At 40.5% G+C, this 16,784-nt stretch carries 20 protein-coding genes; 6 read left to right on the plus strand and 14 right to left on the minus strand.

From position 1 onward, the window contains the following. From RM529_RS09215 to RM529_RS09260, 10 genes are all read right to left on the minus strand, one after another. Positions 1-485, minus strand: a 485-nt coding sequence (locus RM529_RS09215; protein ID WP_489752733.1) for an MraY family glycosyltransferase, incomplete at its 3' end; no start/stop codon positions are given. A gap of 103 nt (positions 486-588) precedes the next feature. Then, complete coding sequence (locus RM529_RS09220) at positions 589-1,713, minus strand: YjbH domain-containing protein (protein ID WP_311484505.1); 1,125 nt, start codon at positions 1,711-1,713, stop codon at positions 589-591. After that, positions 1,694-2,515, minus strand: a complete 822-nt coding sequence (locus RM529_RS09225; RefSeq protein ID WP_311484506.1) for a YjbH domain-containing protein — start codon at positions 2,513-2,515, stop codon at positions 1,694-1,696. Before RM529_RS09225 ends, RM529_RS09220 begins: the two co-directional genes overlap by 20 nt. Before the next feature lie 460 nt (positions 2,516-2,975). Then, positions 2,976-4,043 carry a hypothetical protein gene (locus RM529_RS09230; protein WP_311484507.1) on the minus strand — a complete coding sequence of 356 codons (1,068 nt, stop codon included), beginning with the start codon at positions 4,041-4,043 and terminating at the stop codon, positions 2,976-2,978. 151 nt (positions 4,044-4,194) lie between these two features. Further along, positions 4,195-5,304 (minus strand): non-hydrolyzing UDP-N-acetylglucosamine 2-epimerase, encoded by a 1,110-nt coding sequence (gene wecB, locus RM529_RS09235; RefSeq protein ID WP_311484508.1) that lies wholly within the window; start codon positions 5,302-5,304, stop codon positions 4,195-4,197. Between the two features lie 104 nt (positions 5,305-5,408). Then, complete coding sequence (locus RM529_RS09240; RefSeq protein WP_311484531.1) at positions 5,409-5,618, minus strand: WecB/TagA/CpsF family glycosyltransferase; 210 nt, start codon at positions 5,616-5,618, stop codon at positions 5,409-5,411. After that, a complete protein-coding gene (locus RM529_RS09245; RefSeq protein ID WP_311484532.1) occupies positions 5,560-5,706 on the minus strand; it encodes a hypothetical protein in 147 nt (48 codons plus the stop codon). Before RM529_RS09245 ends, RM529_RS09240 begins: the two co-directional genes overlap by 59 nt. 73 nt (positions 5,707-5,779) lie before the next feature. Continuing rightward, positions 5,780-6,502 (minus strand): DoxX family protein, encoded by a 723-nt coding sequence (locus RM529_RS09250; RefSeq protein ID WP_311484509.1) that lies wholly within the window; start codon positions 6,500-6,502, stop codon positions 5,780-5,782. Between the two features lie 92 nt (positions 6,503-6,594). Then, positions 6,595-6,894, minus strand: a complete 300-nt coding sequence (locus tag RM529_RS09255) for a winged helix-turn-helix domain-containing protein (RefSeq protein WP_311484510.1) — start codon at positions 6,892-6,894, stop codon at positions 6,595-6,597. Next, positions 6,891-7,517 (minus strand): hypothetical protein, encoded by a 627-nt coding sequence (locus RM529_RS09260; protein WP_311484511.1) that lies wholly within the window; start codon positions 7,515-7,517, stop codon positions 6,891-6,893. The genes RM529_RS09255 and RM529_RS09260 overlap by 4 nt, the downstream gene beginning before the upstream one ends. Positions 7,518-7,933: 416 nt before the next feature. Here RM529_RS09260 and RM529_RS09265 point away from each other — a divergent pair, with 416 nt between their 5' ends. After that, positions 7,934-8,293: a hypothetical protein gene (locus tag RM529_RS09265; protein ID WP_311484512.1), complete on the plus strand. Its 360-nt coding sequence runs from the start codon at positions 7,934-7,936 to the stop codon at positions 8,291-8,293. A gap of 188 nt (positions 8,294-8,481) precedes the next feature. Here RM529_RS09265 and RM529_RS09270 read toward each other — a convergent pair whose 3' ends face one another. Then, complete coding sequence (locus RM529_RS09270) at positions 8,482-9,600, minus strand: PepSY-associated TM helix domain-containing protein (RefSeq protein ID WP_311484513.1); 1,119 nt, start codon at positions 9,598-9,600, stop codon at positions 8,482-8,484. A 442-nt stretch (positions 9,601-10,042) separates the two neighbouring features. Here RM529_RS09270 and RM529_RS09275 point away from each other — a divergent pair, with 442 nt between their 5' ends. The 3 genes from RM529_RS09275 (at position 10,043) to RM529_RS09285 (ending at position 12,735) form a co-directional block, all read left to right on the plus strand. Continuing rightward, positions 10,043-10,630, plus strand: coding sequence for a HupE/UreJ family protein (locus RM529_RS09275; RefSeq protein ID WP_311484514.1), 588 nt, complete (start codon positions 10,043-10,045; stop codon positions 10,628-10,630). An 81-nt stretch (positions 10,631-10,711) separates the two neighbouring features. Further along, the gene (locus RM529_RS09280; protein ID WP_311484515.1) at positions 10,712-11,143 is read left to right on the plus strand and encodes a deoxycytidylate deaminase; all 432 of its coding nucleotides are present in this window, start codon (positions 10,712-10,714) and stop codon (positions 11,141-11,143) included. Next, on the plus strand, positions 11,140-12,735 hold the full coding sequence (locus RM529_RS09285) for a S41 family peptidase (RefSeq protein WP_311484516.1): 1,596 nt from the start codon (positions 11,140-11,142) through the stop codon (positions 12,733-12,735). Before RM529_RS09280 ends, RM529_RS09285 begins: the two co-directional genes overlap by 4 nt. A 303-nt stretch (positions 12,736-13,038) precedes the next feature. Here the strand turns inward: RM529_RS09285 and RM529_RS09290 are convergent, their stop codons facing one another. Genes RM529_RS09290 through RM529_RS09300 form a run of 3 tightly spaced genes read right to left on the minus strand, consistent with a single transcriptional unit; the run spans position 13,039 to position 14,445 of the window. Then, entirely contained in the window at positions 13,039-13,647 is a 609-nt protein-coding gene (locus RM529_RS09290) for an FAD-dependent oxidoreductase (protein WP_311484517.1), read from the minus strand. Between the two features lie 4 nt (positions 13,648-13,651). Next, a complete protein-coding gene (locus RM529_RS09295; protein WP_311484518.1) occupies positions 13,652-13,846 on the minus strand; it encodes a hypothetical protein in 195 nt (64 codons plus the stop codon). Next, the gene (locus RM529_RS09300; protein WP_311484519.1) at positions 13,843-14,445 is read right to left on the minus strand and encodes a MarC family protein; all 603 of its coding nucleotides are present in this window, start codon (positions 14,443-14,445) and stop codon (positions 13,843-13,845) included. The genes RM529_RS09295 and RM529_RS09300 overlap by 4 nt, the downstream gene beginning before the upstream one ends. 124 nt (positions 14,446-14,569) lie before the next feature. On the opposite strand from RM529_RS09300, the gene RM529_RS09305 reads away from it, so the two are divergent. Together RM529_RS09305 and RM529_RS09310 are read left to right on the plus strand one after the other, a co-directional pair. Next, positions 14,570-15,136 (plus strand): DUF3109 family protein, encoded by a 567-nt coding sequence (locus RM529_RS09305; protein WP_311484520.1) that lies wholly within the window; start codon positions 14,570-14,572, stop codon positions 15,134-15,136. Positions 15,137-15,701: 565 nt separating this feature from the next. Beyond that, on the plus strand, positions 15,702-16,679 hold the full coding sequence (locus tag RM529_RS09310; RefSeq protein ID WP_311484521.1) for a ribonucleotide-diphosphate reductase subunit beta: 978 nt from the start codon (positions 15,702-15,704) through the stop codon (positions 16,677-16,679). Positions 16,680-16,784 lie beyond the last annotated feature (105 nt).

The following is a 16,784-nucleotide window of genomic DNA, read 5'->3' on the forward strand; positions in this document are numbered from 1 at the left end:
ATAATAAGCAGCGCGGTGAAACAATAGCCCAGAACTTCCGGGATTTCGTAGATCCCCCAAAACCCATAGAGGCTGGTAATTTGTAATTCCGGGGAAAAAATTAAAAAACATGCTGCTGTAATCTGCCCAAAAAGCTTGACCCGGGCGGTGGAGATCACCAAGTCATCCTTTAGCCCCACCAGAAACAGAATACTTATTGCTGCTATTAAGTGATTTCCAACATAGCCAAGCCTTAGACTCTGGATAATTGAAAACACCAGTATGAGAGTTATAAAAAAGGCCACTCCCCCAAAAGATGGGGTTTCTACAATGTGTGCGCTGCGTTCATTTACAGGTGCCGTAAGATTTTTTTCGCGGCTTACCCATAACACTTTGGGGATTACATAAAACGTAAGACAAAAAGTTCCTAAAAACAAGCAGGCAACGAATAAGAGATAGTAGTTTCTGAACAATTCAATGATTGTTTCCTGGTCCAGTATGTTCATAATTTAATGGTTGATGATTAAAATGTTACTTTAAATCAATCGGTAGGGCGATATAATTGACTGGCAGGTGGTTATTCCCAGCCAGTAGGTCAAATTAAAATGGTTAGTTGCTGAGGCTTTTTATAAATCTCGCATTGTACTGCCTTAAGATATTTGAAAGCCTGGGTATCCCCAGCCGGTAGCTTTTTGCCACAGGCTCTTCATTGTTATAACTGTATTCCCAGCGAAATGCTTCAGTAGTCCTTAGTTCCAGGTTTTGGCTTCTGTAAATACTCCCCGGAAAGAGCGAAAAGGCAAACTGAAAACCAGCTGTAGTCCCCACATTGGTATTAGCAGCATACAGTCCTAAATCTACTGTGCCAAATTGCCTAATAAGATCCACTCTAAAGCCTTTGTCTTCAAAAATAAACTGTCCGGCACTTAGTTTCAGACTAAGATTTTCAAATGGTAATCTGTATTCGGCATCCACCACAGCGTGGAAAAAGGAGAGATCACCTGTAGCATAGCTATCAGCATCAATCCTGTAATAACCGGTGAGACCGGATTCAAGGCCAAAACTCCAGCGTGAGTCTAACGGAGAATAACGGTATTGCAGGTCCCAGCCATAGCGATCGTAGTAGTAGGTACCTAAACTAATTCCGAAGAAATGGTTTGGAACAGGTTGTGTGAAACAATGCAGAAGACTTGGTGCCAATCTCACTCCGCTATTCCGACTGTCCAAAGAATTCTGAACCGGAATTCTAATCCCTGACTGGATGCTTAAACCGGTCGCCAGGTAAAGACGGGTATCCAGGATAATATCCAGCTTGGTTTGAAATGGTTGATCGTAAAAGCCAAATCTCGCCGCAAAATTGGGATGTATCCTGAAGTGGAAACGGTAGCCTTTAAACCAGCTGTTATTTCTTTTGAAAAAAGTTTTGTCCTCTTTGGTAAGAGGCCGATAATTGTAATTTTCAGCATTATAGTTTCCTATGGGAAAATTATGATAAAGAGGTGCCCATACAATATTTTTATCCTGAACATCCCTAAGTAGGAGTTTTGCATACCTCATACTATGGTACGGACTCCGGAATTCCCGGTGTTCAAAAAATACTTTTATGGTATCCTCACCTTCTGATTTCACCATCACATTCTCAAATCCTGCCTTGTACAAGACCTCTTCCACTTCCTGTGATCGGCCATTTAAAAACAGCAAAAAGAAACAAAGGCTAATCCAGATTTTTCTCATACTGCCTTAAAGCTTTGGGTGAAAAATCCAGTTTAAACTGCGTCGAAAAGGTGTAGGCCCATGCCTTCCCTTCAAAAGTGTAAGCCTGCAGGTAAAGCCACTCCCAGGCTTTTATAAAAACTCCGGCATTAAATGTAGCGGTGTCATACTCAAACGTAAGTCCGCCAAAATCTACCGGCATATACGAAAAGCCTCCGAAAAAACCATCCAGATAATCATTCTGATTAAAGCGGGGTTTTTTTTCACTTAATTCAGATTTTTTAACCACCTGCAGGGAATTAAAAAAACCATCTTTTTCTTTATCTATAAAAAACAAGTACGGAGACCCCCAGCCGAGTGAAAAATTAAATTTTCCTATCTGGGTTTCCAGGTTTTTTGTGGCCACCAGGTAATCGTGAGCGAGCACCGGAGAAACAGATCCCGGCGGTGTCCATCCCAGTACAATGGCGGGTCGGTTTTCGGTTTCTTTAAAAAGCCTGAACCTGAAATCGAGTTGCCGGTCCCCTACCCCAATTCTTTCTGCCAGCAAAGGGCGGTAAGCAATACTTAAATTCACTTCCATAAAAGAAGTAAAACCTGCACGTACACTGTAAAGATTTACTTTATTCTCTTCTCTTGCCGGTTTAAAAACAGAATAATCCCCCGGAAGATGAGAAAAAGTGATCCCCAGCTGCCGTTCTTCCTGCCACGAAGCCGAAGGAGTAGAAATATATCCAGGTTTCCCAAGGAAATTTACCTGGCTAAAAGAGAAATTTACCAATAGTAATCCCGGTAAAAGAAAGATTAATTTTTTCCTGTTCATTGTGGAATTACGTGCTGATTTGAAAATGTGAGAATTTGAAAATTTGAAAATGTGCTAATGACAATCTTCACTCTCACTTTCCCCTGACTAAAGCAGGTTCAAAAAAAACAATTTTCGATAATAAGCAAAGTATTAACCGGAGTGGAACTTACCGATTTAAAGGAGCGTACCGCTCCGGATAAAAATTATCTCTACTGTACATGTGACTTTCACACTTCGACAAGCTCAGTGAGGCTCTGTGAACAAAACTTTCAGACAGTCAGGCTGAGCCTGTCGAAGCCTCCACTTTCATTGACACACTTCGACAAGCTCAGTGTGACTCTGTAAACAAAAACTCTCGATAGTCAGGCTGAGCATGTCGAAGCCCTCACTTTCATGGACACACTTCGACAAGCTCAGTGGGACTCTGAACAAACACATTCTTTAGTCAGGCTGAGCCTGTCGAAGCCCCCTCTGTTTACTAATTACCAGAACCCTGATTATGGCACCTGTTAAGCCTGCTGTTTAGAAGCGCATCTGCTGCTGCCTTAGAAGTGTTAAAGTTAGTCTCTGCTATTTCCGTTTTCTCCTCCTGAAGACTTAACGCAGTTGCTTCTTCCTCTGCTCTTTTTTCAGATAAAACTGTGTTTGCTGCATTAAACCATTCTTTTAAACTGCTTTGGGATTTTACAGTGAAAATTAAAGCCAGGGTCCTGATTTGTTTTGCCATTACCGCCCTGTCGTTAGCAGCAAATTGATTCGCAGCCGTAATTAGTGATACAGCAGTAGCCTTTAGATCTGCCCTGTAAGCCGAGCGATCTTCATTAAGTTTTTCCAACCTGGTTTCATAGCGTGGTCCGGCTTCTTCCACCCTACGTGTATAATTAGAATTAATAGTTGCCAATTGCGCATCCCTTTGAGAAGTAAGGGTCTCAATCCTGGCATCGTAACCATCCCTGGCAGCATCGGCACATGGGCCATTTACAGCCTGACTCATTGGATAGCTGTCCGAAATATTAAGACTGCTTTTTTGAAGAGCAGCAGCTACTGCACGGTTAAAATCTGCTGTATAATTAATTTGTGGCATAAGGGCTGCAACCTCTTCCGGCAAATCATTGAGACTTTGCTCAAGGTCACCAAGAGCACCTTCCAGGTCTTCGGTATTTAAAATTTCTTCCACACTATCCTCGTCCAGGGATTCTGCGGTCTGGTTTACTTCTTCCGAATAAGAATCAGAAAGACTCCCTACCGCATTCAGGCTGGCCTCGGTTTCCTCGCTTACCTCACCGTCGTCCCCACCAAGATCATCTACAACAGCTTGTGTGGCGGCAGAGTTATCCACTCCTCCGGTTTCAGGCTCCACAATTTCAGGGTCTTCATCTTCCAGCTCGGGAAGGTCTTCTCCATCCTCAAACTCCTCCTCAAATTCCGGTACTTCGGGGGTTGGGTTGTCATCATCCTTGCTACAGTTAAAAAGCAAGAGAGAAATAAACAACAGGCAGGCAAAGTAGGAACTTCTGCGATAAAAATGTGTAAATTGGGTTTTCATAAAATCTGGTTTAGTTTAAAATTAATTGATTGGTTGAATAAAGAGTTTAATATAAAAGCAATGTTGTGTGCGTAAAGATTGGAGACCGTTTTTTAAAAGAATCAGGAAGCAGGAGATAAGAAACAGGACAGTTTTCTGAGCCTTTTAGAATCTAATACAACTGATATAATATAGAAACAATCCTGTCTGCGGTTTTTCCATCCCACAACGGAATTTCCCCTCCTTTTTTCCATTCGCCGGACATTAATTTGTCCAGGTATGGACTTAGGTTTTTAGGATCTGTTCCAACGAGCTCGTTAGTTCCCATGGTAATCGTTTCCGGGCGTTCGGTGTTGTCTCTTAAAGTCATACATGGTACGCCCATTACAGTTGTTTCTTCTGTAATCCCTCCTGAATCTGTAATCACTGCTTTGGCATTCTTCACGATGTAATTGAATTCCAGATAAGAAAGCGGTTCTACATAATGCAGTCTCTCATGGTCAATCCCTATATTCTGAAGGATCTTTGCTGTTCTGGGATGTACCGGAAAGATTACCGGAAGATCCCCTGTACCATCAATAATGGCCTGCATCATCTCTTTTAGTTTCTCTTCTTCATCAACATTGGCCGGGCGGTGCAGGGTAAGCACGAAGTATCCTTTTTCTTTTAAGCCTTCTCCATTAATCCTAATTTTAGGATCAATGAGGTTTGGAATGTTAGAAAGCAGGGTATCGATCATGGTATTCCCAACAAAGTGAATCCTTGCTTCTTCAACACCTGCTTTTCGTAGGTTTTCATTTGCAATTTCAGAAGTGGTAAAAAAATGATCGGAAATAGAATCGGTAACCATACGATTAATTTCTTCCGGCATCGTCAAGTCTCCAGAACGGATTCCCGCTTCCACATGAACTACCTGGGTATTTAATTTCTTAGCCACGATACTACAGGCCATAGTCGAGGTTACATCCCCCACTACTAAAACAACATCCGCAGGGTTTTCCTGTAGTTCTTTTTCAAAACGCACCATGATATTTGCGGTCTGCTCTGCCTGGCTGCCACCTCCTGCTTCCAGGTTAGCGTGTGGCTCCGGTATACCTAATTGTTCAAAAAAGGAACCTGACATTTTTTTATCGTAGTGCTGGCCTGTGTGCACCAGTCGAAAATCGATGTCTTTCCCCGGGCGCTGAGCCGAGTCGAAGCGTGCTTTTTCAATTGCTTTGATGATGGGAGCGATCTTCATAAAGTTGGGACGCGCTCCGGCGATAATGGTAATTTTTGGCATATTACTTATTATTTGTCACCCCCAGCGGAGTCGAAGGGGTAGATTATTGCGAGGGCGCTTTTTCTGCGACCGTGGCAATCTCATAAATTTTTATTGATAATATTTTAGAACTTATTCATCTTCAACAAATACAAAAATTTAACTAGGTGTATCTGCCTTTTTATTCTCGAAGGCTGTTTCACCAGGCGGTAAGCCCATTCTAAATTATTATTCACCCACCATTTAGGTGCCCTATTTACATTTCCAGTATAGACATCAAAACTTCCTCCCAGTCCCTGGTACAGCGCCGTATGCCTTTGCTGTATTTCCTCCATAAGTAGTTCTTGTTGTGCCAATAAGCACCGGTTTTACTAATGATGCTAAAGGCATTGAATTATCCTGTAATTGATTTTGATTTTTCATAATAATCTGGTTTTAAAGTTGCTATTTTGATTTAATAATATTGATTTTTACAAGAGTCATTTCTTCAGGATCATTAATGCTTTTCCGGAGTGTTAGAATAAACTTCAAGACACTCATCCAGCGGCCGGCCATCTGTATGTATACAACCGCACAACTGCATACAGGCAGCGGATTTCTCATTCTCTGCACACTGTTCCTGACATTCTGATATTCTGTTCCGGGGCATAAAAGCGAATTGGTTTACCCCTATTATGATCAGTAAAACAGAAAGAACAAGTGCACTTACTCCCAGGAAGAACCTTAGCGGAAATTCCTTAACTAAGTTTTTCTTTTGCGGTGCTGCCTTGAAGCCGGTTGGATTAAAAGGAAGAATAAATTTTAATTTATGATAGTCCCAGCAAAGCAGATATAAATTGGCAAGCACCATTAACGGTGCAGTGAGCAACGATCCGTCAAAACGCACTGCAAAGGAAAGGATGCAAATATTTAGAATAATAGGAAAATAGATCACAGCACCCAAAGTTGCTGTACGCGGAATCAGCAATAGGATCGCGGCAGTCATTTGCAGGATCCCGACAAAAGTGTAATAGTAACCGGTGTGATAAAAAGCTTCAAGATAGCTCCCCATAGGATGCTTTACCGCCAGTGCGGTAAAACGCTCCCCATTAACTTTAACAAAACCCGAAGGCAAAAATCCCAGTGCCAGCACTATCCGGTTAAAAACAGCAAAGTACCACAACCACAGGCTTTGCCTTGCCTTTAAATGTAATCGCTCAAATTTCAGGGATAAGTTCATTTTTAAAAGTTTAAATGATATTCTTCTTAATTCATATCTATTTAAAAGTACTTTGCACTTCAAAGTTATAAGACAAAATTTTTTAGCCTGCTTTACTTTTGAGAATTTATTAATTTTTCCAGGGCAGCAATATGTTCTTCAAAAGCCTGTCTTCCCTGCCTTGTCATAGAATACGTTGTATTAGGCTTACGCCCTATAAAAGATTTGTCCACTCCTACAAATTCCACTTTTTCAAGTGCTTTAAGATGACTGGCAAGATTCCCGTCTGTAACATCCAGATATTCTTTTAAAGCATTAAAATTAAGGGTCTCATTAACCACAAGTGCAGACATTATTCCCAGCCGCACCCTGCTTTCAAAAGCTTTATGTAAATTATCTATTATGGTCCTCATTTCTCAAGCTTCAGGTACATATAAATACCATACACAATGTGCATTACCCCAAATCCTGTAGCCCATAAAAAAATCCCGTAGGCAGTAAACTGGGAGGCGGTGAGACCAAGTACAATTTCGATTAAACCAAGATATTTTAGCTCTTCATACGTAAACTTACTGGCGTTGATAAGGGCAAGACCGTAAAAAATCAACGTTAGCGGAGCCATTAGATCCAATAGCCCCTTCAGAATAAGGATTAATATAAATATACCTCCGGTTACCAGCGGAATTGCCATGTTTAATATCAATCTCCTAGCCGCTGGATTCCATAACTTCTCCCCTTTTTCCGTAGATTTTCGGGAAGAAAGAAAAACAGCAGTACCTAACGCCAGAACCAGTATGGCAAGTGCCAGCAGGATGAGGTTCAGGATACTTCCCGAAAACTGCTCAGGGTTCAGCGTACCGTAAACTGTACCTTCAGGAGTAGTATAAAAATTTGCGTAGGCTAGATAAGCCCCAATTAAGGCATAGATCCCGGCCATTATTCCAGACCAGCCCGTTAAAGATAAAAATCTGGTGGACCGCTCCATCATAGAACGAATCGCTGTTATGTCCTTTATATATTCCTGTTCTGCCTTCATAAAAAAAGTACTTTGCTATTCAAAGTTAGCAATTAAATTATCCGGTTTTACATGAACGCTGAAAAAATTTGCAACTTTGGCACCCTGCAAAAAGATGGATAAAGCCTCAATTACACAAATCTGCTGTCCATACCGTTAAATTTCTTTTACGGGGGTTTAATCAACTGCTGCATGCAAAAATCTCTTACACCCCTCCATTTTCAGGATAAACTCTCAGCAGGTACTTAAATCTTTAAACTAACACCCCCTGAAAAATCCCGGTCTGGAAAAACGGTGATAATTGCCGTTTCAGCCTTACCTCCTCATTTACTGGAAATTAAGAAAACTTTAAAAAATAATATTCTTATAGATATCGGGTAATAATTTATATTCATCAAAATAATAGCCATTTTTATTAACAATTAAATATTTTAATCATGAGGAAGCTGCTGCTTATTACATTATCTTTATTTTTTGCATTTCATATGCAAGGACAGGAAATGGACAATAAGGTAGATGTTGAAGTAGGAAGCATTGTGGAAATCAACAAGCCGCAAGCCTATGGCTTTAAACACATTCATTTCCCCCGCGCCAATTTTATTATAAAAAGGGGTGGAATTGCCAATTATAACAGTATGAAGGGCCATCGTGTTGAAATTACTGCAATTGAAACCAAAAACGACGGAACCAGACAAGTCGAGCTAAAACGTGTGGACGGGCGCAAATTTTTTAGGAACTATGCGACCGTAAAAGCCGATATCGACAAAGCCCTGAAAGCCGGGGAAATTATTTTATAGTTTTTTAGCGTCTTTTAAATTTGGAGACATGAAAAATCCGGGAGGCTGAGTAAATTTTGTCTTATTCTTCCACCTGTTTCCTGCATTTATTTAAAAAGCTCTCGGGAAACAAGGAGCTGCAAAACAGCAGGACGAAAATTGGCATTTCTAGGCATCCTCCTTTTTTATTCTGAAAAAGCGAAAAACACTTATTTTTTCTTCATTTTATTCAGCCATATAATCGTCCCTGTAACCGGAAGACTTGTGGCGATAAGACAGGCAATAAAATAAATGATTTTTGAGAACATCCCGAAAATTTCGCCTGTATGCAGCGGTTTTATTAACGAAGCTACCTGTACATTAAGAGGTTTTTCCTTAAATATCTCCTTCTGAAGTACTTCCCCGTCCCGGTCCAGCACCAATTGGTCTGAAATTACCGGCGACCAGTTACTTTCATCATATTTCCTTATCTGGTACACCCCGTTTTCTGAAGAAGGAAACGAAATACTGGTGGTTCCGCTGTAATTCAGCTCTTTTGAAGCTACCTCATAAATCCCTGCAATACTCAAAACTTCTGAAGGCGCAAAATCTGCCTGAGATTCTATTTTTGGACCTCCACGACTTCCGAAAACTTTCGTTCCCAGGACCTGGCTTCCCGCTTCCCGGTACCACTCAAACGACCAGCAAAGTCCGGTAAGGATCATAATAACAAGGAAGATACACGAATAAAAACCCAGCGTGTTATGAAGGTCGTGGTTAATTCTTTTCCATTTTGCTGAAAACTTAATTTTAAAGCCCGGCTTAAAATTCCGCCATTTCCATTTCTTCGGAAACCACAATATGATCCCGCTTACCGCCAGGAAAAAGAAAATAATTGTTGCCACGCCCACTATGGGGCGGCCTATAGCAGTATCCATTAAAAGCCAGCGGTGCAGCCTAAACATGCTCATAAAAAACCCGTGCAGTGAAGATTCCGGAGCCTTCAGAGTTTCCCCGGTGTAAGGATCTACAAAGAATGTTGTTCCGCGCCTGTCCTCAGGAGAGGTTTTTACCCTGAATTCGTAAGGCTCGTTTTCGTTATTACTAATGCTTACCCCTGCAACTTCTCCTTTAGATTCCAGATCTTCAGCAAGACGCCCTACCGGAATAGCATTCCCCCCGGCTTCCACTGTAAAATCTTCAGCAAATACAGCTTCAATTTCCTTTTCAAAAACCAGCATTGTTCCGCTAAAACAAACCAGAAAGAGAATTATTCCGCTGCCTAAGCCAAGCCACAGATGGACGTCATTCATAAATTTTCTAAAGGTATATTTCTTTTTTTTCTTCATTGTAAAGGAGAATCAGGTTAACAAACTTAAAATACAATTTACCACTGCAGCTTAACCTTGAGGATTAGCAGAATAAATAGCTGTGAAAATTGGTGCATCTGCATGACGATGTAGCGGGTTTGGCAGGCAATAGATCAAATTTCGCTTTTCTAAAAGTTACAGCTTACCACCATAAAAAATGGAGTTGCAAAAGGGCTTGATTTTGACCGTAAACGAATATGCGCGCAGTGGTTTTCATTGTTATTTTATTTAGACTTAGTTTAAATAGGACTCAAAAATAAGGTAGTCACCCAAATATTAAAACTTTATTTAGAAATATTTTAAATAACCCGGGGCAGAGAATTTATGAATACAGGAAACACCTCTGGCCGGTGGCAATTGTAAAAACTTTTGCATATTTCTGAATATATCGTACTTTCGGATCATTCTCTAATCAACTTTTATGTCGCAATTCTGGTTGTATTTTAAACTGGGCCTGGAACATGTCCTGGACTGGCAGGCATACGATCATATGCTTTTCCTGATTGTACTTGTAGTTGGATACGGTTTTAGCAGCTGGAAAAGGATCCTCTGGCTGGTGACCCTCTTTACAATAGGACATACCCTGGCTCTATTCCTTTCGGTCTATGAAATAGTTAAAGTAGATGAGGACTGGGTAGAACTTCTTATTCCCGTTACAATCCTTTTAACAGCCTTGTTCAACATCTTTAATGCCGGAAAGAATGAAAGGAACAAGAATTTAAACCTTCTGCATTTCACCACTTTGTTCTTTGGACTTATCCACGGCCTCGGTTTTTCCTCCTATTTTAAAATGATCACAGCCGCCGGGGAAAGTAAACTTCTTCCCCTTCTGGAATTTGCTTTGGGGATAGAGACTGCGCAGGTAATTGTGGTGCTCATGGTAGTTATAGCAGGTTTTATCCTTCAAAATGTGCTTCATGTTTCCAGGCGGGACTGGATACTTGTTACCTCCTCTATAGTCCTGGGGATTATTTTGCCGATTCTTCGGGACAGTTTTGCAGCTATTTAATATTTTTGCATACCTGAAACAGATTGAGTTTTATTTCATTTACAAGGATTTAGCTTAACGGTTAAATGGGTACTATTATTTATGCAAAAGACAAAACAATTAAAATACGATAAAGCCTATTTGCGCATAGCCCGCGAGTGGGGGAAATTATCGCACTGCAAAAGAAAACAGGTTGGCGCGCTTATTGTAAAGGACAGAATGATAATTTCTGATGGTTACAATGGCACTCCCAGCGGTTTTGAAAATCCTTGTGAAAATGAAGAAGGATATACTAAATGGTACGTGCTGCACGCAGAGGCAAATGCCATTTTAAAAGTTGCATCCTCTACACAATCCTGTCTTGGGGCAACACTTTATATCACGATGTCGCCCTGCAAGGAATGTAGTAAACTTATTCACCAGGCAGGAATTACACGTTTAGTGTATAATATTGACTACAAGGATAATTCCGGCCTGGAATTTTTGGAAAAAGCCGGAGTAAAACTTGAGCAGATAACAGATTTGGATAATTGAAAAACATCAATAAAATATACATTCCCCTGCTTTTGGGAATTGCTTGCGCCCTTGGTGTTCTCCTTGGCGCAAAACTGGATTTTACCACTTCAGACGGACTTTTTTCCGGAAATCCCCGGAAACAGAAACTCAGCCGGCTAATCGATTACATCGACTATGAATATGTGGACGATGTGAACACCGATAGCATTGTTGATATTACCGTAAATAAAATTCTGGAAAACCTGGATCCCCATTCGGTTTATATTCCCCGCAAAGAATACGACCATGTTAGCGAAAGCATGAAAGGGGATTTTGTGGGTATTGGGGTCAGTTTTCATACCGTAAAAGACACTATTGTAGTTATACAGCCTCTGGAAGGCGGCCCAAGTGAAAAAACCGGGATTAAAGGGGGGGACCGTATCTTATATGCTGACGGAACCCGCCTCTTCGGAAAAAATATCAGTACAGATTCTATTATCAATCGCCTAAAGGGAGAAGAAGGAAGCAGGGTGAACCTTAAAGTTTTGCGCAAGGGAGAAGAAGACCTGTTAACCTTTAATATCAATCGCGGAAAAGTACCCCTGAAAAGCGTGGACGCGGCTTATATGCTTACCGATAAGCTGGGCTATATAAAGATAAACCGCTTTTCGGAAACCACTTACGAGGAATTTGATAATGCTTTGGAAACACTGCAAAAACAAGGCGCCAAAGAAATTGCGCTGGATCTTCGTAACAATCCGGGGGGCTATCTTTCTGAAGCCATTAATATTGCCGATGAGTTTTTAGAAGACGACAAGCTTATTTTATTTACAAAAAACAAAAGCGGGGCTATTGAAGAAACCTATGCACATCGCGAAGGTGATTTTGAAAACGGAAAAGTTTATGTTCTTATAAATGAAGGCTCTGCTTCTGCAAGCGAAGTCGTAGCCGGAGCTTTGCAGGACAATGATATAGGCACCATCGTGGGGCGACGCTCTTATGGAAAAGGACTTGTACAACGGGAAATGGAGCTTGGAGATGGCAGTGCGGTGAGACTTACCATAGCAAGATATTATACCCCAACGGGACGCTCCATCCAAAAACCCTATGGGGACGATAACGAGAGCTATTATAATGATTACCTGCGGAGATACAGAAACGGGGAATTACAAAGCGTGGACAGTATACATGTAGACGACTCCCTGCGCTATGAAACGCCGGGAGGGAAAGTAGTGTATGGCGGCGGCGGCATAATTCCAGACGTTTTTGTACCAAAAGACATGGAAGCAGAGAAAGAACAATATATGCTGCTTCTTAACGGTGGCTTTATGAGCAGGTTTATTTTTGACCTTATGGAGAAGGACCGGGATTATTATAACGCTCTTAGCGAGGAGCAGTTTAATAAACAGGAAATAATTGACGATGAGGTTATTAATGAATTTATTCAATACGGAAGAAATCAGAACCCCGGGATCAACATCCAGGTGAAGGAATATAAGCCACTGCTAAAGCAATATTTAAGAGCTGTAATGGCTCAGCAACTTTTCGGAACCAATGCATTTGAACGGATAAAAAACGAAGATGATCGAATAATCGACAAAGTAATTCTTTTGTCGAAGGAAAAAACCTAATTTGGAGCTGTGAATGCTCCAAATGAATACCTGTCACTTTGCCTGACCTTTTCGCCACTTTTCTTCTTTATAATAGCGGTAAGTTTCCGCTTACTTGACAATAGCGCACTTCTTTTTCTTCAAAAGGAAATACTGGTAAATTCTTCAAATGTTTCGGTAAAAATTATAAAAGAACAAATACATTCTAACCCGGACGAAGATTTTACACGACAACTCAGGAAGGCACTCGTCTTCAGAAAGCTACACCGCATGTTTATTACGCTAACAGCAGCATCAATGCTAATAATCCTGCTCTACCTCCTTTTAAGTTAATTTATCATGCACCTTGGTGTGCTCCCCTTTATTCCATTCTGTCAGAATATCTGTTGCAACTGCAGCCCCGCTTCCGCAGGCTATAGCATACTGGCTCCTCCAACCCGCCAAAGTACCGGCAACATATAGCCCCGGGATTACCACATGATCTTCATTGATTAGCTGTATCCTGTTTTTTGAAGCTTTTGCTTTTTTATGCGGAATCACATATTCTTCGAGTCCCTTTATTTTCATCAGGTTAGAATAGCCTACCGCCACCACAACTCTTTGGGAAGAATAGCTGTCTTTGTTTGAAATAATTCGAAACCCGTTTTCCAAAGGAACAATTTCCTTCACTTTTTCTTTTTCTATGCGCTCTAAACGGGGATATCTTTCCTTAAGTTGCTCAAGGCCCGATTTTAAAATGGATGCTCCCGAAGTTCCCGGCGGTATTCCCAGTGCATTATTAAAAAGTGCAGATTGCAGATCAGATGCCCTTTGATGCAGAATAATGCCGGCTCGCTTATTCTCTGCATAAGGTTTCTCCAGAGCAGAACCCAGGACCAGCGCACAGGACATACCTGCAGCGCCACCTCCTATTATAAGAACCTCGAATTCCATAGAACTAATGATGCTTTCTGGAAATACTCCTGGATATCAAAAGTATAGCCATTAATAAAATCACGCATATACTGGCAAGGATTGCTACCGCTGCTTTGGCACTTTCCCCTTGCAGGAGATTATCAAAATCAAGAATGCTTGAATGGTAACCTATAAGAACAATAGCCAGAATTATGATAGAATAAATAAAAATTTTCATTGAAAAAGACTTTGAATATTTGCGGCAAAAAGTTTTACTGCTATTGCCAACAGGATCACCCCAAATATTTTTCTAATAACATTTATACCCTGCTGCCCCAGTATCCTCTCAATTTTACCTGAAGATTTAAGAACAGCATATACAAATATAATATTCATGATGATAGCCACAATGATATTTATGGTTTCATATTCAGCCCTTAAGGACAAAATGGAGGTCATGGTACCCGCACCAGCAATTAATGGAAAGGCCAGTGGAACGATTGAAGCTGTCTCATGAGCATCGTCTTTGTACAACGTAATACCCAATATCATTTCCAGGGCAATAAAGAACAATATAAAAGCACCCGCGACGGCAAAGGAATTAACATCTATCCCTATCAGGTTTAAAATTTCCTTACCCACAAATAAAAACAAGATCATTAAAATTCCAGCAACAATTGCTGCTTTTTCACTTTCTACATGACCTGCTTTTTTTCTTAAATCAATTATTATAGGAATACTTCCAATGATGTCTATAACAGCAAAAAGCACCATCCCTGCTGTAAAAATCTCCCTTAGATTTATAGTTTCCCTAATAAGAGTAATTACTTCTGTCATATCGTCAAATTTCGTGCAAAACTAATCTTTAATTCAGAGAACTCCATCTCTTGTAAAACGAAAATTTATATAAATTTCGTCTCTGTTTTTGCACTTAAAAAGCTTATAAATTTATATTTGCAGTATGTTTCAATTAGGAAAAACCATAGTATCTGAAGAGATCATTAAAAATGATTTTGTCTGCAACCTTTCAGCCTGTAAGGGAGCCTGTTGTATAGATGGCGATGCCGGGGCGCCGGTAGAAGAAGAGGAGGCGAAAATCCTGGAAGAAATCTATCCAAAAGTGAAGCCTTTTCTCCGGAAAAAAGGAATAGAAGCCATAGAACAACAGGGGACTTCAATTACTACCGAAAATGGTGAAATTGAGACCCCCTTAATAGACGGTGCAGATTGCGCGTATGTCACTTTTGATGATACGGGAATTGCCCTTTGCGGAATTGAAGAAGCTTACAATCAGGGTGAGATTGAATGGAAGAAACCTGTCTCCTGCCATTTGTATCCTGTTCGCGTCCAGGATTATTCAGAATTCTCTGCTGTCAATTACCATCGCTGGCAAATTTGCGACGATGCCTGCAGCCTGGGTGCAGAACTTCAGGTACCGGTTTACAAATTTGTAAAAGAAGCTCTTATCCGTAAATTTGGCGAAGACTGGTATTTGGAACTCGAGAAGGTTGCAGAAAGGCTTAAGTGATTTTTTTCAATTCAGCCTGAAAGTCCTCCAGGCTCAACCTGTAAAAGGCTTCATAAACAGAGCATGTGAGGTCGATAATTGCCATTTTCAGCAACCGGCCACAAAATTAATTCTGAAGCAATCCTGCAAAAAAATTTGCGATCTTGTTTTCAGAATTTTTTATGCAGCAACTTCTCAGCCTTTTTAAAGAACAATACCTCGTGCCATTTATCTTTTTTGAAAATTCTTTCAAAAATTAGGTTCCTTACGGAAAACGGTCACTCGCCAAAAATTCAAAATTTATCTTAAAACCCAGGCGGAACTGCATCCTGTAGCAGCCGTCAATTCTACAATATTGCTACATTTAAAGCAACTGTTAACACAATAGATCTCCCGTTATTAACATATTGTAATTAATTAAAAAACAATATTTTAAGACCAACAACTTCTGCCACATCAGTAAACTGGTCTTTCTAATATGTTCAAAACTTTGTTGAAAAGCTTTCCACCTACAGCTTCCAAAATCATTTACATTTCTTCATATTTACACTCAGTTATGTTAAAAAACACTAAAAACACTATCCCCATGGCGCAGCTTGAACCCATTCTACAAGAAAACAAAGATCGGTTTGTAATTTTCCCAATCAAACATCACGATATTTGGGATTGGTATAAAAAAATGGAGGCTAGTTTCTGGACAGCCGAAGAGATCGATCTTCATCAGGATTTAAACGACTGGAATAATAAGCTAAATTCAGACGAGCGTTACTTTATTAAACATATTCTTGCTTTTTTTGCTGCTTCAGACGGAATTGTAAACGAAAATCTTGCTGAAAATTTTGTAAATGAAGTTCAGTACGCCGAAGCAAAATTCTTCTACGGTTTTCAGATTATGATGGAGAATATTCATTCTGAAACTTACTCGCTCCTTATCGATACTTATGTGAAAGATGAGAAGGAAAAAGACCAGCTTTTTAAAGCCATTGAAGTATTTCCTGCCATTCAAAAGAAAGCACAGTGGGCGCTTAAATGGATAGAATCTGATTCTTTTGCTGAACGTCTCATTGCTTTTGCCGCTGTAGAAGGGATTTTCTTTTCGGGATCTTTCTGCTCTATTTTCTGGCTTAAGAAACGCGGACTCATGCCCGGATTAACCTTTTCCAACGAATTAATTTCCCGGGATGAAGGTGTACACTGTGACTTTGCGGTGCACCTGCACAACAACCACCTTGTTAACCAGGTACCTAAAGAGCGTATTAGAGCAATTCTTATAGACGCTTTAAACATTGAGCGTGAATTTATTACCGAATCATTACCGGCAAGCCTTATTGGAATGAATGCCAAGTTGATGACGCAATACCTGGAATTTGTGACAGACAGGCTCCTTGTAGAACTGGAATGCGAAAAAGAATATGGCTCATCCAATCCATTCGACTTTATGGATATGATCAACCTGCAGGGAAAAACGAATTTCTTCGAGAAAAGGGTTGGCGAATACCAGAAAGCCGGCGTAATGAATAAAGATAAAGATTCAGATAAAATCAGTTTCGACGCTGATTTTTAAGCCTCTTAACCCCCAATGGGGAATCCCCGGCTCTATTAAAGGAAAGCACATTTAGAAAATTAAACGTCCACAACTCCTCCCCTTCGTGGAGGTCGGGAGGGGCTC

The organism is Autumnicola edwardsiae (assembly GCF_031846505.1).
GTDB classification, from domain to species: Bacteria; Bacteroidota; Bacteroidia; order Flavobacteriales; family Flavobacteriaceae; genus Autumnicola; species Autumnicola edwardsiae.